Annotated in this window: 22 protein-coding genes and 2 pseudogenes; 13 read left to right on the top strand and 11 right to left on the bottom strand. The window is 66.1% G+C overall.

Annotated elements, in window-relative coordinates:
• Positions 1-93 precede the first annotated feature (93 nt).
• From ACW7G2_RS03310 to ACW7G2_RS03335, 6 genes and pseudogenes are all read left to right on the top strand, one after another.
• A pseudogene (locus ACW7G2_RS03310) lies at positions 94-444 on the top strand (DUF1428 domain-containing protein); the annotation flags it as partial.
• Positions 430-804 carry a DUF1428 domain-containing protein gene (locus ACW7G2_RS03315; protein WP_456972852.1) on the top strand — a complete coding sequence of 125 codons (375 nt, stop codon included), beginning with the start codon at positions 430-432 and terminating at the stop codon, positions 802-804. The pseudogene ACW7G2_RS03310 and the gene ACW7G2_RS03315, both read left to right, overlap by 15 nt.
• Before the next feature lie 10 nt (positions 805-814).
• Positions 815-1,306, top strand: a complete 492-nt coding sequence (locus tag ACW7G2_RS03320) for a VOC family protein (protein ID WP_456972679.1) — start codon at positions 815-817, stop codon at positions 1,304-1,306.
• On the top strand, positions 1,303-1,764 hold the full coding sequence (locus ACW7G2_RS03325) for an SRPBCC family protein (protein WP_456972681.1): 462 nt from the start codon (positions 1,303-1,305) through the stop codon (positions 1,762-1,764). Before ACW7G2_RS03320 ends, ACW7G2_RS03325 begins: the two co-directional genes overlap by 4 nt.
• A gap of 60 nt (positions 1,765-1,824) precedes the next feature.
• Positions 1,825-2,625, top strand: a complete 801-nt coding sequence (locus ACW7G2_RS03330; protein ID WP_456972683.1) for an NRDE family protein — start codon at positions 1,825-1,827, stop codon at positions 2,623-2,625.
• Complete coding sequence (locus ACW7G2_RS03335; protein ID WP_456972685.1) at positions 2,622-4,070, top strand: alpha/beta hydrolase family protein; 1,449 nt, start codon at positions 2,622-2,624, stop codon at positions 4,068-4,070. Before ACW7G2_RS03330 ends, ACW7G2_RS03335 begins: the two co-directional genes overlap by 4 nt.
• A gap of 170 nt (positions 4,071-4,240) precedes the next feature.
• Here ACW7G2_RS03335 and ACW7G2_RS03340 read toward each other — a convergent pair whose 3' ends face one another.
• From ACW7G2_RS03340 to ACW7G2_RS03360, 5 genes are all read right to left on the bottom strand, one after another.
• Positions 4,241-4,681 (bottom strand): hypothetical protein, encoded by a 441-nt coding sequence (locus tag ACW7G2_RS03340; RefSeq protein ID WP_456972687.1) that lies wholly within the window; start codon positions 4,679-4,681, stop codon positions 4,241-4,243.
• A gap of 8 nt (positions 4,682-4,689) precedes the next feature.
• A complete protein-coding gene (locus tag ACW7G2_RS03345; RefSeq protein ID WP_456972689.1) occupies positions 4,690-4,884 on the bottom strand; it encodes a PspC domain-containing protein in 195 nt (64 codons plus the stop codon).
• 17 nt (positions 4,885-4,901) lie between these two features.
• On the bottom strand, positions 4,902-5,969 hold the full coding sequence (locus tag ACW7G2_RS03350) for a class III poly(R)-hydroxyalkanoic acid synthase subunit PhaC (RefSeq protein ID WP_456972691.1): 1,068 nt from the start codon (positions 5,967-5,969) through the stop codon (positions 4,902-4,904).
• Between the two features lies 1 nt (position 5,970).
• Complete coding sequence (gene phaE / locus ACW7G2_RS03355; RefSeq protein WP_456972693.1) at positions 5,971-7,050, bottom strand: class III poly(R)-hydroxyalkanoic acid synthase subunit PhaE; 1,080 nt, start codon at positions 7,048-7,050, stop codon at positions 5,971-5,973.
• 78 nt (positions 7,051-7,128) lie between these two features.
• Positions 7,129-8,949, bottom strand: coding sequence for a 3-hydroxybutyrate oligomer hydrolase family protein (locus tag ACW7G2_RS03360; RefSeq protein ID WP_456972695.1), 1,821 nt, complete (start codon positions 8,947-8,949; stop codon positions 7,129-7,131).
• An 85-nt stretch (positions 8,950-9,034) separates the two neighbouring features.
• Between ACW7G2_RS03360 and ACW7G2_RS03365 the strand changes: the two genes are divergently transcribed.
• Positions 9,035-9,700, top strand: coding sequence for a response regulator transcription factor (locus ACW7G2_RS03365; protein WP_456972697.1), 666 nt, complete (start codon positions 9,035-9,037; stop codon positions 9,698-9,700).
• Positions 9,701-9,766: 66 nt separating this feature from the next.
• Here the strand turns inward: ACW7G2_RS03365 and ACW7G2_RS03370 are convergent, their stop codons facing one another.
• From ACW7G2_RS03370 to ACW7G2_RS03380, 3 genes are all read right to left on the bottom strand, one after another.
• Positions 9,767-10,267: a hypothetical protein gene (locus ACW7G2_RS03370; protein ID WP_456972699.1), complete on the bottom strand. Its 501-nt coding sequence runs from the start codon at positions 10,265-10,267 to the stop codon at positions 9,767-9,769.
• Between the two features lie 124 nt (positions 10,268-10,391).
• Positions 10,392-10,880, bottom strand: coding sequence for an NUDIX hydrolase (locus ACW7G2_RS03375; RefSeq protein ID WP_456972701.1), 489 nt, complete (start codon positions 10,878-10,880; stop codon positions 10,392-10,394).
• 55 nt (positions 10,881-10,935) lie between these two features.
• The gene (locus ACW7G2_RS03380) at positions 10,936-14,262 is read right to left on the bottom strand and encodes a hybrid sensor histidine kinase/response regulator (RefSeq protein WP_456972703.1); all 3,327 of its coding nucleotides are present in this window, start codon (positions 14,260-14,262) and stop codon (positions 10,936-10,938) included.
• Between the two features lie 153 nt (positions 14,263-14,415).
• Between ACW7G2_RS03380 and ACW7G2_RS03385 the strand changes: the two genes are divergently transcribed.
• Positions 14,416-14,844 (top strand): HIT domain-containing protein, encoded by a 429-nt coding sequence (locus ACW7G2_RS03385; RefSeq protein ID WP_456972705.1) that lies wholly within the window; start codon positions 14,416-14,418, stop codon positions 14,842-14,844.
• 9 nt (positions 14,845-14,853) lie between these two features.
• Here ACW7G2_RS03385 and dcd read toward each other — a convergent pair whose 3' ends face one another.
• Together dcd and apbC are read right to left on the bottom strand one after the other, a co-directional pair.
• A complete protein-coding gene (gene dcd, locus ACW7G2_RS03390) occupies positions 14,854-15,432 on the bottom strand; it encodes a dCTP deaminase (RefSeq protein WP_456972707.1) in 579 nt (192 codons plus the stop codon).
• Between the two features lie 80 nt (positions 15,433-15,512).
• Complete coding sequence (apbC, locus tag ACW7G2_RS03395; protein ID WP_456972709.1) at positions 15,513-16,448, bottom strand: iron-sulfur cluster carrier protein ApbC; 936 nt, start codon at positions 16,446-16,448, stop codon at positions 15,513-15,515.
• A 93-nt stretch (positions 16,449-16,541) separates the two neighbouring features.
• Here apbC and ACW7G2_RS03400 point away from each other — a divergent pair, with 93 nt between their 5' ends.
• From ACW7G2_RS03400 to rnfB, 5 genes and pseudogenes are all read left to right on the top strand, one after another.
• Positions 16,542-19,412 carry a TonB-dependent receptor domain-containing protein gene (locus tag ACW7G2_RS03400; RefSeq protein WP_456972711.1) on the top strand — a complete coding sequence of 957 codons (2,871 nt, stop codon included), beginning with the start codon at positions 16,542-16,544 and terminating at the stop codon, positions 19,410-19,412.
• A 96-nt stretch (positions 19,413-19,508) separates the two neighbouring features.
• Positions 19,509-21,464, top strand: a complete 1,956-nt coding sequence (locus ACW7G2_RS03405; protein ID WP_456972713.1) for a S9 family peptidase — start codon at positions 19,509-19,511, stop codon at positions 21,462-21,464.
• Positions 21,465-21,484: 20 nt separating this feature from the next.
• A pseudogene (locus ACW7G2_RS03410) lies at positions 21,485-21,914 on the top strand (DUF2147 domain-containing protein).
• Positions 21,915-22,041: 127 nt separating this feature from the next.
• Positions 22,042-24,102, top strand: coding sequence for a methionine--tRNA ligase (gene metG / locus ACW7G2_RS03415; RefSeq protein ID WP_456972715.1), 2,061 nt, complete (start codon positions 22,042-22,044; stop codon positions 24,100-24,102).
• Complete coding sequence (gene rnfB / locus ACW7G2_RS03420; RefSeq protein ID WP_456972718.1) at positions 24,099-24,527, top strand: Rnf electron transport complex subunit RnfB; 429 nt, start codon at positions 24,099-24,101, stop codon at positions 24,525-24,527. Before metG ends, rnfB begins: the two co-directional genes overlap by 4 nt.
• Positions 24,528-24,576: 49 nt before the next feature.
• Here rnfB and ACW7G2_RS03425 read toward each other — a convergent pair whose 3' ends face one another.
• Positions 24,577-25,572 (bottom strand): TraB/GumN family protein, encoded by a 996-nt coding sequence (locus ACW7G2_RS03425; RefSeq protein WP_456972720.1) that lies wholly within the window; start codon positions 25,570-25,572, stop codon positions 24,577-24,579.
• Positions 25,573-25,582 lie beyond the last annotated feature (10 nt).

Genomic DNA, 25,582 nt, shown 5'->3' on the forward strand with positions numbered 1-25,582 from the left:
AGGATCTTCAACGAGTCCCGACGTGAGACCGCCCTCGCATCCTGTCAACGGACACGGGGAACACACAACCCGAGAGCAAGAGGAGCAAATCCAATGACCTATATCCAAGGCTTTGTTGCCGCCGTGCCAAGCGCGAACCGGGAGGCCTATCTTGATCACGCACGCAACACGCTGCCTCTGTTCAAGGAGTTCGGTGCCGCTCGAATGGTCGAGGCGTGGGGGGACGACGTGCCACCGGGCAAGCAGAACGATTTCCAGGGCGCAGTGCTGGCAACCGCAGAGGAAACCGTGGTGTTCAGCTGGATGGAGTACCCGGACAAGGCCGCGCGCGATGCCGCATTCGAGAAGATGATGGCCGATCCGCGCATGCAGGAGATGCCGCAGATGCCTTTCGACGGCAAGCGCATGATCTTCGCCGGCTTCGATGCGCTGGTCGACGCCGGCAGCGGGCGTGGCGGCTACTTCGACGGCTACCTGCTGCCGGTGCCGGCCAGCAATCACGAGGCCTATCGGGAAATGGCACGCAAGGCCGCCGAGGTGATCCTCGAATACGGTGCCCTGCGCGTGGTCGAAGCCTGGGGCGACGACGTGCCAGAGGGCAAGCTCACCGATTTCCGCCGCGCGGTCCTGCTCGAGGATGGGGAAAATGTGGTGTTTTCCTGGATCGAGTGGCCCTCCCGGCAGGTGCGTGACGAAGCCTGGCCGAAGCTCAGCGAAGACCCTCGCATGAAGCCGGCAGGCGACATGCCTTTCGACGGCAAGCGCATGATCTACGGCGGCTTCGCGCCGCTGCTGGACGACTGAGGAGACGACGATGAGCGAAATGATCACTTGCCTGTGGTTCGACCACGGCCAGGCCCATAAGGCGGCGGAATTCTACGCCGCCACCTTCCCCGACAGCCACGTCGGCGAGGCCATGCGTGCGCCCGTCGACTATCCCGGCGGCGAACGCGGCAAGGAACTGACCGTGGACTTCACCGTGCTGGGCCGGAAGTTCCTCGGCCTCAACGGTGGCCCGGGGATCAAGCCGAACGAGGCGGTCAGCTTCATGGTCCTGACCGGAGACCAGGCTGACACCGACCGCTATTGGAATGCCATCGTCAACAGCGGCGGCAGCGAGAGCGAGTGCGGCTGGTGCAAGGACCGCTGGGGATTTTCCTGGCAGATCACCCCGCGGGCGCTGATGGAGGCGATGACCGATCCGGATCGCGAGGCCGCCGGACGCGCCATGCAGGCGATGATGACGATGAAGAAGATCGACATCGCCGCGATCGAGGCGGCGCACAGAGGAGAACAGACACCATGAGCAATGCCGGACACTCCCTGTCGATAGAACGCCGCATGGCCGCGCCGCCCGAAGCGGTCTGGCGCGCTTGGACGGAACACCTGACCGAGTGGTTTGCACCTGCGCCCTGGAAAACGGCCGAAGCGGAACTCGACCTCCGCCCCGGCGGCCGCTTCCGAGCGGTAATGGAAGGCCCCAACGGCGAACGCGCCGATGAGGGCGCTGGCGTGTTCCTGGAAGTGGTGCCGGAGCGGCGCATCGTATTCACCGACGCACTGGGACCGGACTGGATGCCGCGCAAGCCGTTCATGGTCGCGATCATCGAACTGATCCCCGACGGCGCGGGCACCCTGTACCGCGCAACCGTCCGTCATTGGGACGCTGAATCCAGGCAGCGCCACGAGGAGATGGGCTTTCAGCCGGGTTGGAGCAAGGTGGCGGAGCAGCTTGAGGCGGTTGCCGTGCGCCTTGGCAGGTAGAACACCGTCCCTGCCGGCGCCTACTGCCCGTCCCGGCGCGTGGCTGATACAGTTCTGCGCATGTGCCTGATCGCCCTGGCCTGGAAGGTCCACCCCCGCTACCCGCTGGCGCTGATCGCAAACCGCGACGAGCTGCACGCGCGGCCCACCGCACCCGCCGGATTCGATCCCGAGGCGCCGCATGTTTATGGCGGTCGGGACCTGGTCGCCGGCGGCGGCTGGCTGCAGGCGTCCACGCGCGGGCGGCTTGCGGCGGTGACCAACGTGCGCAACGGCCTCTCGCAGGAGCAAGCACCGCGCTCGCGCGGAGCGCTGGTACGCGACTTCGTGCGGGGCAACGACGGCGCAATGGAGGCGGCGCGCGTGGTGGAAAGCAGGGCCGCCGAGTTCGGCCCCTTCAACCTGCTGCTGTGGGACAGCCGCGACCTCGCCTTCGCCAGCAACCAGTCTCAGGCCCAGCACGCGCCGGTGACGCCGGGCGTCCACGCCATGTCCAACGGCGCCTTTGACGCGCCCTGGCCCAAGAGCAACTTGGCCACGCGCGCACTTGAATCATGGATCGAATCGCTGCCGGATAGCGAAACCACCACGAACGACCCGCCGGACATCAACCCGCTGTTCGCCGCCCTTGCCGACAGAGCCATTGCGCCCGACCACGCTCTGCCAGACACCGGCGTGGGTATCGATCTCGAACGCAGGCTATCCCCGCCATTCGTCGTGGACGACGAGTACGGCACCCGCTGCAGCAGCGTGGTGTTGGTTGGCGGTAACGGCATCCTGTTTGCAGAACGCAGCTTTGGCCCGGGTGGTGCTCCCACGGGCCATTCCTCCACGACGCTGACGAACCGGAGTCGCCGATGAACCAGCACCAGTCCAGCGACCGCCCGATGGCCGCTGCCCTCGCCGCCGCTGTCCTCGTTGCCGCTCTCCTTGGCGCCTGCTCCAGCGACGATCCACCACCGCCATGGCTGGCCGAGCTTGCCTGTCATACGGGCGCATGGCGCTTCGACAGTGGCGAGACGTTGGTGCTCACCCCCGTCGACAACGGGCTGCGCTACCGCCTGCTCGATGGTCGCAGCGGCCGGTTCGAGCCCGGGGATGACGGGCGTCTGGAAGCCCGCGAAGGCTGGCGCAGCGAAGGACCGGTGGTTGCAATGGCGACTCCTGGACCCTGTCGCTCCAACACCCTCGGGTTCCAGCTCGAAGGCGGGCCGTCCGGAACCGCCACCCGCTTGGAGCTTCCGGTCACCGAGACCACCTTCGGCAGCGGTGACCTGACCCTGCGCGGTCGCCTGGTGATGCCGGCGCAGGCCAACGGGCCGGTGCCGCTGGCGGTTCTGGTGCACGGCTCGGAGGATTATTCAGCCGTCGACATCTATCCCAAGCAATACCTGCTGCCGGCCCAGGGCGTGGCGGTGTTCGTCTACGACAAGCGCGGCACCGGCGGATCGGAAGGCGAATACACCCAGGACTTCCACGTGCTGGCCGATGATGCCATCGCGGCGCTGGACACGGCGCGGCGCCTGCGCCCGGACGCATTCTCGCGTGCCGGCTTCATCGGCAGCAGCCAGGGCGGCTGGATCGCCCCGCTGGCGGCGTCACAGGCAGATGTGGATTACGTGGTGGTCGAATACGGCTTGGCCGACACCGCCTTGGCCGAGGATCGCGAGCAGGTGATAGACGACCTGCGTGCAGCCGGCCACGACGACAAGGTGCTGGCGAAAGCACGTGAGGTCACGGATGCCACCGCCCTGCTGATCACATCCGGCTTCACCCGCGGCTTCGATGAACTTGATGACGTGCGCCGCAGCTACGGCGAAGAACCATGGTTTGCCGACATCCGCGGCGAATTTACCGGCATGATCCTGGACAAGCCGGCCTGGCTGCCGCAGTGGTTGATGCGCGCCGGCTTCGCCCGCCTGGATGTGCAGACAAGCTGGGAATATGAACCGATACCGGTGCTTGAAGCGCTGCCCATGCCGCAGCTCTGGATCATCGCCGGCGAGGACCTGGAGGCGCCCAACAGCGAAACGCTGAGACGCATCCGCATGCTGCAGTCGCAAGGTCTTGACATAGACCTGGCGGTGTTCCCCGATACCGACCACGGCATTTACGAGTTCGTCGAGCAGGACGGCTCGCGCACGATGCTGCGGCATCCGGACGGGTACCTGCGACTGCTGGCGCAGTGGGCCGCGGGGTCAGGCCTGCACGGCAATTACGGCAGCGCGCAGCTCGAGCCTGCACGGCCAAGGAGCGCGGGACCTGCCCCGTTTGAAACCACTACTGCAGCCTCGCTGGACCCATAAAGCAGAAGGCCCAGTCTGCCGGGTTTGACCCCGGACGGCTGAGCCTTCCTTTGTCGAAGCTGTTGCGTTCCGGCTTTCGCCTTCCCGCTTTTTCTTCGACAGTTGGAGGTTGCCACAGGCTTCGTTAGTACGGCGTCAAATCGGATGACCGTTCGTCGGCAAGCCCGTGCTCAATCCCAAGGCCACCAGCCGCGGCCGGTGAGTGCGTAGCGATCCGCCGCACGCTCGAACCGGTTACGCACGCTGATCCCGCCGCACAGCAGGTACAGCGGCAGGAACAACGGACCCAGCAGCATGTACTGATGGACGTGGGCGCGCTCATGGTCGCCCAAGCGCATCGGCGGCTCCTGGCATTGCCCAGCCCGGTGCGCATAGCTCATGCAGCGTGCGTCCAGCGACACTCCGGTGTGGATGATCACATTGCCGAATGTGATCGCACCGCCCGGCCCCCAGGGCCAGCGATTGAACACCACGGCGAGCTCGCCGCGATCCAGGTGCATGCGCGCGCCAAACGGAAGGCCTGCCGCGCCAAGCATCAGCCCGAGCACCGTGTTGGGTAGCGTCCAAGCCATCCCCAGCACTCGCAGCACGGACAGACCGAACCGGCCCATGCCGCCGCTCAGTCGCCCTCGGGCATCAGCAGCCACAGGATCAGGTAGACCAGGATCCCCGGGAAAGCGGCCGAGAGCACCGAAGCGACGACGTACACAACGCGCAGCATGGTGGAGCTCCAGCCGAAGCGGCGGGCAATGCCGCCGATCACCCCGGCGAGCACGCGATCATCTGTGGAGCGGGACAGGGTGAGTTTGGCCATGGTGGCGATTCCCTTGCTTACGACCTTTCGGCCAGCCATTGATGAATTGCACTGGGCACTTCCTTCTGCGCCCGGCCGGACACGTAGATGCCGATATGCCCGCCGCGGAATGACAGTTCGGAATAATCCCGGCTGCCCACCACGTCCTTCAGCGCGCGCGACGCGTCGGGCGGCACCAGGTGGTCATGCTCGGCATAGATATTGAGCACCGGCATCTCCACCAGGCCAAGGTGCACTTCATCATCACCAATGGTGATGCCGCCGTTGATGAAACCGTTGCCCTGGTAGAACTGCTTGATGAACTGGCGGAAGGCTTCGCCGGCCTGGTCGGGTGAATCGAAGATCCACTTCTCCATGCGCAGGAAATCCTCAAGCGCCTTGCTGTCGTCGAGGATGTCCACCAGCCCCACATACTTCTGCACGAACAGCCGCCAGGGCTTCAGGGTGAGGTAGGTGAAATTCATCAGGTCCGCCGGCACGTTGCCAAGCGTGTCGACGAACAGGTCCACGTCCAGATCCCGGGTCCAGTTGGACAGCATGTTGTCCGGGGTATGGAAGTCGACCGGCGTGACCATGGTGATGAGGTTCTGCACCTTCTCCGGATGCAGCGCCGCGTAGCACAGCGAAAACGCCCCGCCCTGGCAGATGCCGAGCAGGTTGATCGCGTCCAGCCCGGAGGTTTGGCGCAGGTGGTCGACCGCGCCGCCGATGAAGCGCTGGATGTAATCCTCCAGGGTCAGGAACCGGTCCGAGCGGTCCGGGTAACCCCAGTCGATGATGTACACATCCTCGCCCCGCTCCAGCAGGCCCTTGACGATCGAGCGGTCGGCCTGCAGGTCGACCATGTACGGCCGGTTGACCAGCGCGTAGCTCATCAGCAGCGGCACCTTGGCGGTCGGGGCCTTCTCGCCAATGAAGCGGTACAGCACCACCTTGCCGTCACGCCAGACTTCCTGCTTCGGGGTTGCGCCGTAGTCGAAGTCCTCCACCTCGCGCAGGGTCTGCAGGCCTGCGCCGAGCTTGCGCTGCATGCGCGCGGCGTCTTCCACGATCCGGTCCATGCCGATGTTGAGCGGTCCGGCCATCTCAACCCTCCGTCCGTTTGGTGGTGGCCTTGCGCGCCAGGGCTGTCTTCTTTGCAGCCTTGGCGACAGCCTTCTTCACGGTTTTCTTCGTGGCCGCCTTCTTCGCCGCTGTCTTCTTGGTTACCTTCCTTGCCGGTGCCGCCGACTGCCCGGCCTCGACCAGGTCGCGCAGCCGACGCACTGCGCGCTCCAGCTCGACGATCTTGCGGTGGGCGCCGTCCAGCTCGCTGCGGGTCGGCAGATCAAACTGGCGACTGGCCTGCTCTATCTGGGCCTGGATGCCCGCGCGCAGGCGCATCTGGGCGTTGGCCAGTCCGGCATAGGCCTTGCGGAACTCCACTGACAGCGCGACCTCGGCATACGCCTCTTCGGCGGCATCGATCCACAGGTCGAACAGCGCCCGCGGCGATTCAATCTGCCGCCCCGGCTCCTCATGCTCAACCAGTTTGCGTTCGAAGATGTCGAATGCGGACCGGGAGGCCTTGCGCATCAGCGCGTTGTAGACGCTGTCAGCTTCCTGGTATTCCATGTGCGCCTGCGCCAGCTGCTGCAGCCGCTCCTGGTGTTCGCGGGTGACGCCGAAGGCAGGCAGGCCCAACCAGGCCTTGCCCTCCCGCAGGGTGGCGTCCAGGTAGGGCGCGGCGCTCTCCATCCACTGGTCGATGCCCTTGAGTCCCTCGCCACGCATGCTGCGCAGCATCCCCGCAAACACGTCTTCGCCGCCTGTCCGCAGCGATTCGCGCCAGGCGGAGGCGACGTCGCGCGCAGCGTGGTCGCGGCCGGCAAACTGCGCGGCGATATCCTGCATCTGGCCGAACCATGCCCGCGCCTGGCTGTTGAAACGTCCGACCACGTCGTCGGCGCCGCTGCTGTTTCCGCGAGCCTGGCGGCTCCACCAGTCGATCGCATCCTGCCAGGCCTGCATGCCTGCGGCCGGGCCCGCGGGGGCGCCACCGTGGGCTGCGCCTGAACCCGACGCTGCACTGCGCATCGTCTCCGCCCACGCGCCCCAATACTGCTGTGCCAGCTGCTCGAAATCAGCCGGGCTCCATGGCCCGTGCTGCCACCTCTTGTCCGCCATCACGCTCTCCCGGGATACCGCCCGATCATAGCAACGGCCCATGCACCACAGTGCGACCGGTTGCACCCGGCAATGCGGCTATGGGATCGAAAGCTGCGCCCGGGTCGGCACGGCTGCACCTTCACGGCTGGCGGGCCTGATGTCCGCATCCACCGGAAGCGGAGCTTCACCGTCGAGATGAGCCGTCACCTGGTCCAGCGCCGCATGCACATAGGGAATCAGCGGCACATAGCGCGCTGCGTAATCGGGCAGCACCAGGAAGCCGTCGAAATGCTGCGCTCCATGCACCCGCCACAGCGAGACGTCGCGGCCCGCGGCCCGAGCCCATGCAACGTAGGGATCGCTGGTGAAAGCAATCGGGATCAGGCCGTCGTCGACGCCGTGGACCAGCACCACCGGCAGTCCGGGCTGCGGCAGCCCAGTGCGCGTGGCGGCCACGCCCTCGCCTACCCGGCGCGCCGCCTCGCTGCCGCCCTCGGCCAATGCCCGCAGGCATTGCACCCCGGCCAGGGTGGGATCCGGCATCGCGGCCTGCGGATCAATGATGCCCACGCCGTTGCCGGGGGGAATGCCGCTGGCGTCGCTCCACCATGCGGCACGCTCGACCGCCGTGGTTGGACGCGGACTGAAGTCGGTGTTCTGGGCGGCGAACCCGAAGCCGCAGGGGTGTTCGCCGGCGCGATAGCGGCCATAGGCCGAGGCGTAGGTCACCGCCACCGAGCGCCACAGGTCGAAATCCACCGACAGCGCTCCGGCGCGCAGCGCCTCCTCGCTCCAGCCCGCATCGCGCAGCTGCTGCCATGCCGAAGCCGCCTGCTGTTCAATGTCCGCGCCTTCCACCAGGCCGGCCGCGGCCAGCGAGGCGCAGCGTGCCGCGCGCAGCGGCGCGGAAACCGGCGACAACGGCGACATGGGCAGGTCTTCGCGACCAGCCAGGGCACAGGACATCAGCAGGGCCGCTTCGGTGGTGTAGTCATACAGGCTCCGCGAGCCTTCGCCCGGCGAATAGACGCTGGGCTCCCCGGCCACCACTGCATCCAGCCAGTCGCCCTCCAGCTCGGCGGCCCGCAGGACTGCGCCGCCACCGTTGGAAATGCCCACGGCGATGATGCGGGTGTTGTCGAAAGTGAAAGGCCCCTGCTCCGGCAGGACGTCGCCCAGGGTGTGCAGGGCGAACTCGGCGGCCTGGCGCACATGCCGGCCCCAGTCCGCTTCCGGGTTGTCCTGGGAGTGCGCATGGGCAAATGCCACGCCGGATGCGTCGGCGGCGGCATCGGGGGCAAACACCGCCGCGCCACGGTTGGCGCCGGACTGGCCGGCGGCATCGATGCCCATGCCCAGATCCAGGTCGAAATAATCGCTGCCCGCGCCCTTGTCGGTATAAGCCACCGCGCACCCGCGCGGCAGGCCCCAGCCGCCGGCGACGGCGATCGATCCGTAGATGCCGCGTGAGCCGGAGGAAGCCGTCACCACCAGGCAGGGACGGCTGGCATCGAACGCGTCGGGAAGCTGCACCATCACCCGGTGCGGATGGCTTGCATCCGGCAACCGCGCCAGCGCGTGGAACTCGCGCCCGGGTACCGGATCCAGGCTGCCGTACTCGTCGCCCACTCCACCCGGCCTCAGGTCGGCGATGCCACGCCAGCTGGTCCACAGCGCCCGCCGGCGGAGCTCTTCAGCGGCAGGCCGTTCCGGATCGGCGAATGCCGGGGCGACCGGCGTGCGCAGCCCAGCCACGCCCAGCCCGGCGCTGAGCAGGTCGTCGCCATCACGATGGACGCTGTTGCGATGGTCGGTGAATGTCATTGCCTGCGGAGCCGCCGGGCCGGCGCCGGAAGCGCAGGCCACCAGCAGCGTTGCCAGCGCGAGAGTGGGGATACGGACGGATTCTGCCTTCATGCGCCGACGATATCAGCCACTGCCCGAAGCAGCATCGTACCTTCGTACAGCCAGCACACCCTGCAGAGGCCCCTACAATCAGACCATGCCCACCCTGTTGATCGCCGACGACCACCCCCTGTTCCGCGCCGCATTGCGGGGTGCGGCGCTGGAAGCCGTGCCGGACACGATGGCCTGCGAGGCGGACTCGTTCGCCGGCGTCATCGAACTGCTCGAGACGCACGCGGAGATCGACCTGGTGCTGCTGGACCTGCACATGCCCGGCAACCACGGCCTTGCAGGGCTCGCCGCCATCCGCGCACAGTTCCCGGCGGTGGCGGTGGTGCTGGTCTCGGCCAACGAGGATCCGCAGGTGATCCGCCGCGCCCTGGACCACGGCGCCGCCGGCTACATTCCCAAAAGCGCGGGCCTGGACGAGATGCGCGAAGCCATCCGCACCGTGCTCGCCTGCGAGCAGTGGCTGCCGCAGGCGCTGCGCGGTGCGGTGGAGCGCGCCGATTCGCTGCCCGGCGATGCCGACTTGGCGGGGCGCCTGGCCAGCCTGACTCCGCAGCAGTTCCGGGTGCTGACCCTGGTGGCCGAGGGCCTGCTCAACAAGCAGATCGCCGACCGCCTGGACGTGCAGGAACGCACGGTGAAGGCGCATCTGTCAGCCATCTTCGAGAAGCTGGGCGTGCGCAACCGCACCCATGCCAGCGTGGTGCTGCGCGAGCTGGAGATCGGCGACCCCGCGCGCCAGCTGAATTCCTGACTGCACGACAAGTCCAATATCAGATCATCTGCTGTCTATCTCAGCGCCCCAGCTACACGACGCTGCTCAATTGCAGGTCGGATCGTCCATGTCAATCACTCCACCAGTACCGGTTTCATGACACGTAAACCTGACTCCTCGAGTAAGACAAATGGAACTGATTCCCGTCGGCTTACCGTCCCGATACATCTTGCCGTTGTTGCATGTCAACTCAATGGCACCATCGTGATCATCTACTGGTATATCAGACACCAGATGCGTGGCTGGCAGGAAAAGTGGTCCAGAAGCATGAATTACCCTGGACCCCGGGAAATGAATTCCCTCCGCAATGCCTATCACCCCTTCAGTCCCGGTCTCCAGTACCGCGTCCTCGAAAGACACCACCGGCTCCATATCCTCAAAGTAAAGCACCGACGCTTGCTCTGCGACGATTCTTGCGTCTCCGCCAGCGGCAACGACCTCTTTATTACCGACTACCAAGCGTTCGCCGATCGCTGCCGACTGCGCCAACACACTTCCTGTGACGACGACACCTGCGAGACAAACCAACCCAAGAAGACGTTTCATCCCTGACCTCGCCTGTAAGCATTTTCTCGACCGTAGCCCAATCATCTACGCACTTCAACTCCGACCCGCCTTTAGCGGGTTCTCCTCTGAGCAATCCTGACGATCAAGCAAAGTTTGCTCACTCTCAGATCCGCGAGTAGTTCCAGGACAGCATGCGCCCGTCGCGGTACGGCATCACCCCGTGGAAGGCGCGCGGGTCGGCGTCGAACACCAGCGGCAGGAACTCGCGGTCCCCCTCCCAAAGCGGCAACTCCATGATCCGGTCCACCGCCACCCATTCCAGGGTGCCTTCCGGATTGGATGTGTACGGCGTGCCGCTGAAGCGGTCGATCACGAATACGAAGCCCAGCCAGTCCTCGCCGTTCTTGCCAAAGCCGGGCCAGCTGATGGTGCCGCGCAGGCGCAGTTCGTCGCACTCGATCCCCGCCTCTTCGCGGATCTCGCGGCGCATGCCGGCGACCACATCCTCGTCAGCCTCGATCTTGCCGCCCAGACCGTTGTACTTGCCCAGGTGCTGGTCGTCCTTGCGGGCATTGCGGTGGATCAGGAGCGCTTTGCTGCCATCGGGCGAGAGCACATAGCCAAGCGTGGCGACGATCGGTGTGTAAGGCATCCCGCCATTGTATCCACCGATCGATGTCACGCGGCTTCGCGCGCATGGCGCGCTCCTACAGCTGGGCGGCGAGCATGCGGTCGAGGACGGATTTGAGCGCCAGCGGCCGCACCGGCTTGGACAGCAGCGCCAGCCCGATGTCGAGCGTTTCGCGGCGCACCTCGGCGGTCCCGTCCGCGCTCAGGATCAGCGTGGGCCGCGCCCCGAACCGCTCCATCAACCGTGCGTGCAGCGCCACCCCGGTATCGCCGTCGTCGAGGTGGTAATCGAACAGCCACAGCGCACAGGGGCGCGATTCGAGCACCGCGGCGGCCTGTTCGCCATCGGCCACGGCTTCCACCTCGCAGCCCCATCCCCGCAGCACACCCGCCAGTGCCTCCAAAGCCACGGGATCGTTGTCCACTGCCAGGATCCTGGTCCCTGCCAGCTGCGCACGGGGCGCCGCAGGCGCGGCAACCCGGGCCCCGGGCGCGCGCGGCAGCAGCAGGCTGAACGTGGTGCCCCGGCCCACCGTGCTGCTGACCCGCAGCGGTGCATCCAGCAGCCCCGCGATGCGCTCAGCGATCGCCAGGCCCAAGCCAAGCCCCTGCCCGGCCGCACCTTCACCACGACGGAACTCCTCGAAGATCGAAGCCAGTTGCGTCGCCTCGATCCCCGGCCCGGTGTCATGCACTTCGATGCGCAGCCGTGCGCCCTCCGACCGTACCCCCAGCAGCACCCGGCCGCTGTGCGTGTAACGCACCGCGTTGGCCAGGAAGTTCTGCAGCACCCGTCGCAGCAGCTGTGGATCGCTGCTGGTCCAGGCGTGGCTGGGGCGATAGCGGAACATAAGCCCGCGCGCCGCGGCCAGCGCGCCGAATTCGGATGCCAACGGATCAAGCACCTCGGCCAGGGGGAACCGGCGCGGCTGCGCCACCAGTCCCCCGGCTTCCAGCCGCGACATGTCGAACAGACCGGTCAGCAGATCGCTGGTCGAATCCAGCGCACCGCGGATCTGCCCCAGCTGCTCGTGCTGTGGGCCGCCCGGCAGCTGTCGGCTCAGCGAATCGGTGAACAGCTGCGCCGCGTGCAACGGCTGCATCAGATCGTGCCCCACTGCGGTCAGGAACCGGCTCTTGGCGTCGTTCGCACGCTCCGCCTCGCGCCGGGCCTGGTCCAGGCTGGCGGTGCGATCGGCCACCCGCTGCTCCAGCGTTTCATTGGCCTGGCGCAAGGCTTCTTCGCTGCGCCGGAACGCAGTCACGTCGGTGAAGGTGGCCACGAATCCGCCGCCCGGCATCGGATTGCCGCGGATCTCGATGATCGCCCCATCCGGAAACCTGCGCTCGGTCACATACGGCGTACCCATGCGCATGTGGGCCAGGCGCTTGTCCACCTCCATCTGCACATTGCCCGCTTCCACCAGCCCGGCGCCCACGTTGTGGCCCACCAGCTCGGCCACCGGCACGCCCACCCGCAGCAGCTCAGGCGGATAGTCGAACAGCTCGGCATACGGCGTGTTCCACGCCACCAGCCGCAGGTCGTAGTCCACCACGCTGATGCCCTGGCTCATGTTTTCCAGCGCGGCCTCCAGCACCCGCTGGTTGAAGCGCAGGTCCTGCGATGCCTCGCCAACGATCGTGGCCACGGTATCCAGGTCCGGCCCGGCTTCCCGCCGGGCGGCGTCCAGCAACAGGCGGGCCGAGGCGCTGCCGAGCACCGCCGAGAGCTCACGCTCCAGGCGTGCTTCGATCGCCGCCGGCACCGGTCCGCTGGCCGGCGCCTGTTCCAGCACCTGGTCCACCAGCGCCGGCGGGAGGAACCGCCGCCCGGCCCGACGCAGCGTCTGCCAGTCGGCCGTACCGGAGCGGCGATCCCCTTCACGATGCTCGGCCAGCCCCACCAGCACCGTCACCAGCGTGCCAACAAACAGCGTCGCCCCGACCGCACGTCCCAGCCGGCTCCATCCGGTGAGCCCGAACAGCCCATCCGGCGACAGCCACCCCAATCCCAATGGTCCCTGCACCAGCCACGTCGAGTCGATGCCTGCCAGCGCTGGCACCAGCATCACCCATGCCCAGACCGCGAATGCGGCCAGCACGCCGGCGGTGGCCGCCCGCGGCGGCGTATGCGGCCGCCAGACAGCGAATCCGAGGGCCGGCGCCAGTGTGGCCAGCGCGGAGAACGACACCGCGCCGATATCGGCCAGCATTTCGCTCTCGCCCACCACCCGGCCGTAGGCCCAGGCCAGCAGCATGATTGCCAGGATCCCGGCGCGCCGCAGCAGCAGCAGGCCGCCGCGGTGGTCCCGCTCCCCCGCACCGCTCCGCGACCAGGCCCCGCGCAGCAGCCCCGGCGCGAACCAGTGGTTGCCGATCATCAGGCTCAGGGTGAGCGTACTCACGATCACCATGCCGGTGGCCGCGCTGAGGCCGCCGAGGAACGCGAACAGCGCGATCCCGTTCGCCCCCTGCGACAGCGGCACCGCCAGCGCGTACATGTCCGACGGCACGCTGTCGCCCAGCAGCGCCATGCCCGCCTTCGCCAGCGGCAGGCCCGGTATCGCGATCAGCAGCAGGTACAGCGGGAACTGCCAGCGCGCCGTACGCACGTGCGCCTCATCGCGGCACTCCACCACCGCCACGTGGAACTGGTGCGGCAGGATGAACATGGCCAGCCCGCCCAGCAGCACCAGCGGCACCAGGCCGCCAGTGGACGCCGCCACCGGCGCCGGCGGCACTTCCGGCAGCGGCCCCAGCGCCAGCCAGACGAACGCGCCCAGCGCCAGCATCGCTCCCAGCTTGAACAGCGACTCGAACGCCAGCGCCAGCACCAGTCCGCGATTGTGCCCGGCCGCACTGACCCGGCGGGTGCCGAACAGCATGGTGAACAGCGCCATCGCCAGGGCCACGTACAGGGCACTGTCACGCCACGGCGGCACCTGGGCCACGTCCACCACCACGGCCCCGGTCAGCGTGCCGAAGCTCATGGTCACCGCTTTCAGCTGCAGGGCGATATAGGGAACCAGCCCCAGCGCCGCCACCAGGGTGACGGTGGCGGCCAGCCACGCATCCTTGCCAAGCCGGGTGGCGATCAGGTCGGCCAGCGAGGTCGAATTGCTTTCCCGCGCCAGCCGCACCAGGCGCATCATGAATGCAAAAGCCAGCGTGTAGAACAGGATCGCGCCGAGGAAGGTCGGCGGCAGCGGCCATCCATGCCGGGTGGCCTGGGTGATGGTTCCGTAGAAGGTCCACGAGGTGCAGTGCACCGCCAGCGACAGCACATACACGTGCCGCCAGTGCCGGGCAAAGGCCTGCGGATGGCGCTCGCCGAACAGCGCCGCGGCAAACAGCACCCCCAGCCACAGCAGCGCCGCCAATCCCACCGCACCCACGCTCAACATGCGCGGCCAACCCCATTCTTCTGCTGTGTCCCCATGCTGCCCGTGCCGCCCATGCCCGCGATCGCGACCTTGCCGAGCATAGCGCAGCCATCACGCCCGCCGCGTACCCTGAAGTTCCTCGAGCAGCCTTGGGCCAAAGCCCGGAGAGGCGTCATGGCAAGACACACAGACCCCGGTCCCTACGCCCTGGACGAGCGCCTGGCCACGGACTCACATCCCGTCCACGTGCTGCCGCTGTGCGAGCTGCGGCTGATGGACGATGCCAACTACCCGTGGCTGGTACTGGTGCCCCGCGTCGCCGGCGCACGCGAAATGATCGACCTGGATCCCGCCCAGCGCCTGGAACTGTCAGACGAAATAGACCTGGCCCAGCACTTGTTGAAGGAAGGATTCCGCCCGCACAAGCTCAACGTCGCCGCACTCGGCAACCTGGTGCCACAGCTGCACGTGCACGTGATCGCCCGGTTCGAGCACGACCCTGCATGGCCCGCCCCGGTATGGGGACGGGTGACCGCGCGGCCCTATTCGCCCGAAGCGCTGGTGGAACGGATCCGGCTGCTGCAGGGAGCCCTGCTGGGATGAGCCCGGCGCTCAGGTGCGCGGCAAGGTGACCCCGGTCTGGCCCTGGTACTTGCCGCCACGATCCTTGTACGAGGTCTCGCAGACGTCGTCCGCGGCCGCCTGGAAAAACAGCATCTGCGCCACGCCCTCGTTGGCGTAGATGCGTGCCGGCAACGGCGTGGTGTTGCTGAACTCCAGCGTCACGTGGCCTTCCCACTCCGGCTCGAGCGGGGTCACGTTGACGATGATCCCGCAGCGCGCGTAGGTGCTCTTGCCCAGGCACACCACCAGCACATCGCGGGGGATGCGAAAAAACTCCACCGTGCGCGCGAGCGCAAACGAGTTGGGCGGGATGATGCACACGTCATCCACCACGTCCACGAAGCTCTTCGGGTCGAAGTTCTTCGGATCGACGATGGTGGAATTGATGTTGGTGAACACCTTGAACTCGCGCGAGCAGCGCACGTCATAGCCGTAGCTGGAAGTGCCGTAGCTGACGATCCGCTCGCCATCAGCCGCGTGCTTCACCTGGCCGGGCTCGAACGGCTCGATCATGCCGCCGGGAACCTCGGACACGCGCCGGATCCAGCGGTCGCTCTTGATGCTCATGCAGTGATATTCCTCAGCAGGCGGGCGGTGAGCCGCGCATTGTAGCCGTCACCGTGCACGGCGACGGCCCCCTACGACGCTTACAGCAGCGATGCGGAAATCGAGACTTTTGCCCGTGGACGCTTCTCCAGTTCTTCCACCAGTCGCTGCGCCACTTCCCGATAGGCTTGCGCGGCCGACGAGTCCGGCTGCGCCGCCACCAGCGGCGTGCCCACGTCGCCCTGCTCGCGGATCCGTGCTTCCAGCGGCAGCGATCCAAGCAGGGGCACGCCGTACTTTTCAGCCATCTGCATCGCGCCGCCCTGGCCGAACAGGTGTTCCACGTGGCCACAGTTGCTGCACACATGCTGGGCCATGTTCTCAACCAGCCCCAGGGTGGCGATATCCACCTTCTCGAACATCTTCAGCGCCTTGCGCGCATCCAGCGTGGCCACTTCCTGCGGCGTGGTCACGATCACCGCACCGGCTACAGGGATCTTCTGCGCCAGGGTCAGCTGGATGTCGCCAGTACCCGGCGGCAGGTCCACGATCAGGTAATCCAGGCCTTCCTCGCCGCCCCAGCGGGTATCGGCCAGCAGCTGGCTGAGCGCCGAGGTGGCCATCGGCCCGCGCCAGATCATTGGCGTATCGGACTCCACCAGCAGGCCGATCGACATTGCTTCCAGCCCGTGCGCGCGCAGCGGGATAATCGACTTGTTGTCCGGACTCTCCGGCCGGCCCGAGATCCCTAGCATGGTGGGAATGCTTGGCCCATAGATGTCGGCGTCCAGCACTCCTACCCGTGCTCCGGTAGCTGCCAGAGCCAGAGCCAGGTTGACCGAGGTGGTGGACTTGCCGACTCCGCCCTTGCCGGAGCCGACCGCGATGATGTTGCGGATGTTGGGGAGGGGGGTCAGTTCACCCTGAACTGCACGGGCATGGGTACGCAAGGCTGGGGGCTCCTTAAATCTAATGAGTGCTTCCGGACTCCCAATTCTACCCGGGTCCCCAGGACCCACTGGAGGGAGGCGTTGCATCCGGGAATCAACTATGGCATATGTTACGCACCTGTTAATTCATGTTGGCTTCATTTATCCAGGCTTCATCTCACTCTCAGGGGAATCCACCGTATGACTACCCAGCTCCGGAAATCACTGCGCCTCAGCCCGCTCAGCCTGGCGCTGGCCAGCACTATCTTTGCCGTCAGCGGCTTTGCAGCCGCCCAGGACACGCAGGACGAAGCCACTGCCCAGGAAACCCAGACGCAGTCGAGCACGGCGCAGACGCTTGACACGGTCACGGTCGTCGGATCCCGCATCAAGCGCGCCGAGATCGAAGGCCCGGCCCCCGTCACCGTCATCACCCGGGCGGACATCGACCGCGAAGGCTTCCAGACCGTTGGCGACATGCTGCAGTCGCTCACCCAGCAGAGTACCGCCAACTTCACCGGCGACCTGGCGGTTACCGGCTTCACACCCAACGCCCAGGTGGTCAACCTGCGCGGCATGGGTCCGGGCTACACCCTGACCCTGATCAACGGCCGCCGTCCTCCGGACTACCCGCAGCCGTACAACCGCGACAACAACGTGGTCAACGTGCGTGCGATCCCGAGCGCAATCGTTGAGCGCATCGAAGTCCTGACCGGCGGCGCCTCGGCCATCTACGGCTCCGACGCCGTGGCCGGCGTGGTCAACATCGTGACCCGCCAGAACTTTGACGGAAACCAGATCCGCGCCACCGTGGGCACCACCCAGGATGGCGGCGGCGACAGCGTGAACCTGGAATACACCGGCGGCACCACCGGCGACCGCTGGAGCCTGCTCTACGCGCTCCAGTACAACGCCAACGAACCGGTCTTTGCCAGCCAGCGCGATTACCTGGCTGATACCCGCAACAATCCCTACGGCATCGACGTGAACCCGGGATTGTCGCTGGTCGCATTGAGCCTGACCGGCCGTGCCGCGCCGGGCAATCACAACGCCATCTACGACTCCGCGGCGTGTGACGCCTTCGGCTATACCACCGTCACCACCCCGGCCCGCGGCCTGTACTGCGGCAGCTACAACAGCTCCGCGTCGCGCTCCATCTCCAACTCGCAGGAGATCTGGGCCGGTTACCTTGCCGGTACGTTCGACATCACCAACTCCACCCAGCTGTTCGGCAGCATGACCCTCTACGACGCCGAAGCGAAGTCCTCGGGCGGTACGGAGTTCTGGGGCACCGCGGGTGACCGTTTTACTTCCAGCGCGTCCGGCGCCGCAACCGGCTATTACTGGGATACCAATTACCAGGATGTCTTCCAGCTGCAACGCGTGTTCATGCCGTTCGAACTGGGCGGCAATGAGGCTGCGAGCACGCTTTACGATGAGCGCAGCTACAGCTTCACCGTCGGTGCGACCGGCCCCCTCGGCGACCGCTTCGACTGGGAAGCCAGTGCCAACTACGGCAAGTACGAGTACGAGATGGACATGCCGCGCCTGCTCGCCAAGTCTGTGCACGACTACTTCCTGGGTGACCTGCAGGGTTACGACCCGGTCTACGGCGCACCGATGTACGCGCTGGACCTGAACCGATGGAACACGCCCATCACCCCGGATATCTACCGGTCGTTCGCCACCCGGGTGTCCAACGTTGCGGAAACAAGCTCGGCCACGGTCAACTTCAACATCTCCGGCGACCTGTTCGAGCTGCCCGCTGGCGCGGTTGGTGTTGCAGCCGTGCTTGAAGGCACCCGCCAGAAGATGGAACTGTCCAGTGACTGGCGCACCGATCAGATCCGTCCGATCGACGAGCACACCATCTACAACCTGACCAGCTCCGGAGCCACAGACGGCACCCGCGACCGCTATGCGCTGGGCGTCGAGTTCCGCGTGCCGATCCTGGACAGCCTGACCGCCAACCTCGCTGGCCGCTGGGACAAGTACGACGATATCACCGCAGTGGGTGATGCCTACACCACCAACTTCGGCCTGGAATGGCGTCCGTTCTCGAACCTGCTGCTGCGTGGTTCCTACGCCACCAGCTTCCGGGCTCCCGACATGCAGCTGGTGTATGCGCAGGGCGCAGCCTCTTATTCATCCATCCTGGATGAATACGCCTGCCGCTCGGGTGACTACCTTGGCCAAGACGGTGGCGGGCGCATCGTGTCGGACTGCAACCAGTCCGGCGACGTGACCCTTTATCAGACCCAGAGCCTCATCGCCGGCAACCCGCTGCTGAAGGAAGAGGAAGGCGAGAGCTGGGGCTACGGGTTCGTCTGGGACATCATTGATGACATGTCGCTGACGGTCGATTACTACCGGATCCGCCTGGAAGACAGGGCCGCGTCGCTCACCGCAGGCTATATCCTGCAGAACGAGGCCAACTGCCGCCTGGGCGTCACCCGCGACGGAACTCCGTTCGAGCACGGGGCCGACTCGGCTTTCTGCCAGAACATCATGTCGCTGGTCACCCGTACCGACGCCCCCGAGGGCAGCGCGCTTGACGGCCGGATCCAGAGGCTCAATACCGCGTACATCAACCGTGCGTACCAGGAAGTGAGCGGCATCGACGCCAACTTCCGCTACAGGTTCGACACGGATCGCTGGGGCCGCTTCCTGGTTGACCTGGGTTACACCCTCCGCCTGACCGACAAGTCCAGGCAGTTCGAAGACGACGAGCTGGTGGATTACCGGGACCAGTGGGATTACGACCCGCGCTCGCGGGTACGTGGTTCGCTGGGCTGGACCCGCGACGACTGGTCGGTCACCCTGTTCGGCTCGCGCTTGGGTGCCAACATGAACTGGGACGAGACCGATCGCCTGAAGCCGTACATCACGTACAACCTGCAGGTGGGTCGCCAGATGGGTCCGAACACCAAGGTGGAAGCCACCATCGTCAACCTGACGGACAACCAGTTCCGCTACGACGAGACCTATACGGCCTACCCGTACTTCTACAACTACATCGGCGCAGACCCGCTGGGTCGTCGCTTCTTCGTGTCGCTGACGCACCGCTTCTGATTTCCGGTGCAGTGGTAGACAAAGCCCGGCGAAAGCCGGGCTTTGTCCTTTAACCGGCTGTATATACCGTTCAATCAACCATCAAGTGAGACTTCCATGCTCAGACTGAAGCACGCCATCTACGCGATCGCCCTGTTGCTGCCCGGTGCAGCGCTTGCCCTTCCCCCGGTGGAAGACTTCGTCAAACGGGCCTCCTACGGGACCGTGCGCATCTCGCCCACTGGCGAATACCTGGCCCTCACCGTGGACCGCGGCGAACAGGATGTGCTCACCGTGCTGCGCACCGCCGACCTGCAGCCGGTCAAGATCAATATCCTTCCTGACAACAAGAGCATCGGCCAGTTCCGTTGGATCTCGGACAACCGCCTGATGTTCAACGCGGTCAAGAAGATGGGCGGCTATGCCCAGCCATTCCTGCTGGGCGAGTGGTACGCGGTCAACGCGGATGGCAGCCAAGCCACGCCGGTCATCTTCCGCGGTACCCGCGGCGCCACCCAGCGCTCGCAGGCCGTGGGGAGCGAAAGTTTTTCCCTGCTCGATCCACTGCTGGACGACCCGCGCAACGTGATCATGCAGTCCCGCTTCCCGCGTTCGTCTGAAGGTTCGTCCACTCAGGTGGTGCGCGTAGACACCGTTACCGGGCGCCGCCAGGTGCTCGCCACCGCCCCCAAGGCCAACTGCTCGGTATCCCTGGATGCGGACAAGGAGCCGCGCTTTGCGGTGTGCTCGTCCTCACGCAACGAAGCCGGCGAGTTCGAGGAACGCACCGAGCTGTACAGGCGCAATGGCATGAGCTGGGACCTGATCAACGCTTCCCAGTCGGGCGGCAAGCATCTGTGGGTGGAGCACACCACGCCGGACGGCAAGGTCTACGCTGTGCAGAGCGATCAAAACCCCGGGGCCATTGGCACCTTGGACACCGATACCGGTGAATTCAGTCCGCTGTTCCAGGATGATGCGGCCGACATCTCCCGCTATCTCTGGTCTACCGACGAATCCGCCTTGATTGCGGTCATCACCGCGGCCGGCGCCCCCAAGGTCACTCTTATCGACGAGGACCACCCGGAATCGCTGCTTTATCAGTCGCTGGCCGCCGCCTTCCCGGGTAAGTTCGTCCACTTCGACAGCCATACCGCCGACGGCAAGCAGGTCATCGTTTCGGTTTTCAGCGACACTGATCCGGGCGAGCTCTATCTTTATGACCAGAATTCTGGACAGGCCCGCTTCCTCATGCGCAGCCGCGACTGGGTGGATCCGGACATGTCGGCATCGATCCAGCCGTTCCACCTCAAGTCCCGCGACGGACTGGACCTTTACGGCTATCTGACCATTCCCAACAGCTCGGATGGCAGGAACCTGCCGCTGATCGTCAATCCCCACGGCGGCCCGATCGGACCCCGCGACTATTGGGGCTACAACGGCGAGGCCCAGCTGTTCGCCAGCCGCGGATATGCGGTGCTGCAGGTGAACTTCCGCGGTTCCGGCGGCTATGGCAAGGGGTTTGAGGACGCCGGCCACATGCAGTGGGGCCAGGGCATCCAGAATGACATCATTGACGCCACCCGCTGGGCCATCGAGCAGGGCCACGCCGATCCGGAGCGGGTCTGTATCTACGGTGGCAGCTTTGGCGGCTACTCCGCGCTGATGGCACCGATCCGCGAGCCGGGCATGTTCAAGTGCACCTTCGGCTACGTGGGCGTCTATGACGTGGACATGATGTTCAACCGCGGCGACATCCCGCGCAGCCAGATGGGCCAGCGCTTCCTGCGCCGCACCCACGGTACCGACTCGAAGGTGTGGGCCGAGAACTCTCCTGCCAAACGGGCGGGCGAGGTGAACATTCCCGTCTACCTGGCCGCAGGTGCCCGCGACGAGCGCACGCCCCCCGAGCAGACGGAGCTGATGAACCGCGCCCTGATCGCAGCGGGCAATCCTCCCGAAGGGATGATCATCCAGTCGGGGGAAATGCACGGCTTCTATGACGTGGACAACCGCGTCAAGCTGTACACCGAAATGCTCGACTTCTTCGACCGCCATATCGGCGGGCACTGAGCCCGCTCCAGGAGACTCCGATGACGCAACCGATCCGTATGCTGCTTCTGGCCGTCCTTTGTTTTCCACTGGCCGCGTTGGCGGCTGGCCCCGAAGGCCGCTGGAAGACCATCGACGACGAAACCGGCCAGGCCAAGTCGATCGTGGAAATCAGCCGCGCGGCCGATGGCTCACTGTCGGGGACCGTGGTTGAAATCCTGCAATCGGACAGCGGTCCCGATCCGGTCTGCAACAAGTGCTCTGGCGAGCGCAAGGACCAGCCGATCAAGGGCATGACGATCCTTCTGGGGCCTGGAGCAGGACGGGGACGCGTGGAGCGGCGGCACGATCCTGGACCCCGCCAAGGGCAGGACCTACAAGTCCAAAGCGCAGATGCTCGATGACGACCGTCTCGGCGTCTCCGGCTGTGTGGCCTTCATCTGCCGCGAGCAGGTGTGGCAGCGCGAATAGGCTGCTCTGGCATCCGCGGCCCATGACGGCCCGGCCTTTGCCGGGCCGTTTCTTTTGCGGCGCGGCGGCCGGGCGGCATCGCGCGGCCCGCATGCGATAATCCCCTGCCCTTCAAATACTGCCTGCCATGTCCCGCACTGCGATTGTCTCTACTGCCCTGCCCTACGCCAACGGCCCGCTGCACCTGGGCCACCTGGTCGGCTATATCCAGGCCGACATCTGGGTACGGGCACAGCGAATGGCCGGCAGCACGGTGCACTTCGTCTGCGCCGATGACACCCACGGCACGCCGATCATGCTGGCGGCGGAGAAGGCCGGGACCACTCCGGAGGAGTTCATCGCCGGCGTCCAGGCCGGGCACGAGCGCGACTTCGCCGATTTCGGCGTCGCCTTCGACCATTACGACTCCACCCACTCACCGCGCCATCGGGCCCTGACCGAGGCGTTCTACGCCCGCCTGGAAGCCAACGGCCACATCAGCCGGCGCTCGGTGGAGCAGTTCTATGACCCGGCCAAGGGCATGTTCCTGCCCGACCGCTACGTGAAAGGCACCTGCCCGCGCTGCGACACGCCTGACCAGTACGGCGACAACTGCGAGCACTGCGGCGCCACCTATGCTTCCACCGAGCTGAAGAACCCCTACTCGGTCCTGTCCGGCGCGGCGCCGGAGCTGCGCGAGTCCGAACATTTCTTCTTCGAGCTGGGCCACTTCGAGGGTTTCCTGCGCGAATGGCTGCGCGGCGATGTCGCCGTTCCGGGGGTCAAGGCCAAGCTGCAGGAATGGCTGGACGGCGAAGGCGGCCTGCGCGCCTGGGACATCTCCCGCGACGCGCCCTACTTCGGCTTCGAGATCCCCGGCCATCCGGGCAAGTTTTTCTATGTCTGGCTGGACGCGCCGATCGGCTACCTGTCCAGCCTGCAGGCGCTGAGCGAGCGCGAGGGGCTGGATTTTGAAAGCTTCCTGGTGCCGGACAGCAAGGCCGAGCTGCACCACTTCATCGGCAAGGACATCGTGAATTTCCACGGCCTGTTCTGGCCAGCCGTGCTGCACGGAGCCGGCAAGCGGGCCCCCAACCGCCTGCACGTGAACGGATACCTGACGGTGGACGGCGCCAAGATGTCCAAGTCGCGCGGCACCTTCGTGATGGCCCGCACCTACCTGGACAGCGGCCTGCGCCCGGAGGCGCTGCGCTACTACTACGCGGCCAAATCTTCCGGAGGCGTGGACGACCTGGACCTCAATCTTTCCGACTTCGTCAGCCGGGTCAACTCCGATCTGGTGGGCAAGTTCGCCAACCTCGCCAGCCGCTGCGCGGGCTTCATCAGCAAGCGCTTCGACGGCCGCCTGGCGGCGGAACTGCCAGAGCCGGAGATGTACGCGCGCTTCGTCGAGGCGCTGGGCCCGATCCGCGAAGCCTATGCCCGCAACGAGGCCGCCACGGTCCTGCGACGCACCATGGCCCTGGCTGATGAGGCCAACCGCTACATCGACGACCACAAGCCGTGGGTGATCGCCAAGCAGGAAGGGGCCGACGCCCAGCTGCAGGCGGTGTGCACACAGGGATTGAACCTGTTCCGGGTGCTGGCCGGCGCGCTGCGTCCGGTGCTGCCCGGCGTGGCTGCGGAGGCCGAGGCCTTCCTCAACGCGCCCGTTACATCCTGGGCGGACCTGGACTCACCGCTGCTGGCCCATGACGTGTCCAGCTATGCCCCCCTGTTCACCCGCCTGGACCCCAAGCACATCCAAGCCATGATCGACGCCAGCAAGGACACCCTCGCCCCCGCAGCCGACACTGCCGCCACCGCCACCCCGGAAAAGAAAGCCGACGGCAAGGCCAAGGCAAAGGCGGACGACGACTTCATCAGCATCGACGACTTCGCCAAGCTGGACCTGCGTGTCGGCAAGGTCCTGGCATGCGAGCTGGTGGAAGGATCGGACAAGCTGCTGCGCTTCGAACTGGACGCTGGTGAACTGGGCAAGCGCCAGATCATCTCGGGCATCCGCGCCAGCTACGGCGAGCCGGAAAAGCTGGTGGGGCGCAGCGTGGTGTTCGTGGCCAACCTGGCGCCGCGCAAGATGCGCTTTGGCGTCAGCGAAGGAATGATCCTCTCCGCCGGTTTCGATACCGGTGAGCTGGCCCTGCTGTCCGCCGACGAGGGTGCGCAGCCGGGCATGCCGGTGCGGTGAGTCCGCCGGGCCTGGTCGAGCGCATCGACCGGATCCTGCCGCAGACCCAGTGCCGCCAGTGCGGCTTTGATGGCTGCCGCCCCTATGCCGAAGCGCTGGCTCGTGGCGAAGCGGATATCGACCACTGCCCTCCCGGCGGCGACGCCGGGGCACGCGCCCTTGCCAACCTGCTGGGCGCGCCAGCCAAGCCCTACGATCGCGCCCGCGGCAGCCACAAGCCGCCGCAGGTGGCGCTGGTGATCGAGGCGGATTGCATCGGCTGCACCAAATGCATCCTCGCCTGCCCGGTGGATGCCATCGTCGGCGCGAGCAAGCACATGCATGTGGTGATCGAACCCCTCTGTACCGGGTGCGAGCTTTGCGTGCCTGCCTGCCCGGTCGACTGCATCGTCATGCTCACGGCTACCGGTTCACCGCTCCCGTAGGAGCGCGCCATGCGCGCGGCGCGCTCCTACAAGACCAGGGCGGCCTGGATCATTCGGAACAGGCGGTGCAGATCCTCTCCAGCTGGTAGCCCTTGGCCCCCAGCTTTTCCACCACGCCATCCTCACCCAGCAGGTGCAGCGCACCGACTACGACAATGGTGTTGCCAGTGCCATCACCATTCAGCATGGCCTCGATCTGCGGCACCCAGGCGTCATTGCGTTCAACGTTGATGCGCTGGTAAAGGGCCGGGAACTCCTCGGCCATTTCCACCGCCATGCCATCCCAGATGGCCTGCGCATCACCACTGCGCCAGGCGTCGTGGAGCTTGGCGATTTCCACCTGCCCTTCTTCCCCGGTGCCCTCCAGCGACGACTGCAGGAACTGCAGCTGCTCCTGGTCAGACATGCCGGTGAAAAAAGCGATCTGCTGGTCGGCGGTTTCAAGGCCCGAGGTGCGCTTGCCTGCCTCTGCAGCGCGCTTGGCCATGTGGTTGTCCAGCCCGATTTCCGGATCCAGTCCGAACTTGCCCATCTCGGTCACGGTGACCATCAGCGAAACGAACCAGGGCTGGAACATCTGCAGCACCTGCGGTGCCAGCTGCATCTGCTGCAGCTGCGCGGCGTTGTCCGTGGTCCAGGCATCCAGCGCGGCCACGGTCTCCTCGGGCAGCGCGCTGTTGAGCGGGGTGCCGTCGGTGCGCATCGCCGCCTGGCCCATCTTCATGCCGAGCTCGGGCGACTGCAGCTGCTCGGGTGGGATCTCGAACACCACCGCTTCCGAATCGGCAAACGCGGCGTCCACGTCCGACGACAGCGGGTAGTCATCCGGCTTGAGCAGGTGGAAGGAGCCCAGCAGGTAAACCACACGTTCGCCGCTGCTCGCCTTCCACAGCAGCGGGACCGGCGGCTGATGGCCGACCGCCGGCCCGGTGGCAGCAGCGGTCTGCGGCTGATCGGCCAGTGCAGCAGCGCAAAACAGGCCGGCCGAGACCAGCAGCAGGGTTGATAGGGTCTTGCGTCCAGCCAGGCGTGTCATCAGCTTCATCTGGATCTCC

The sequence above is a fragment of the Luteimonas sp. A277 genome, from assembly GCF_054052045.1.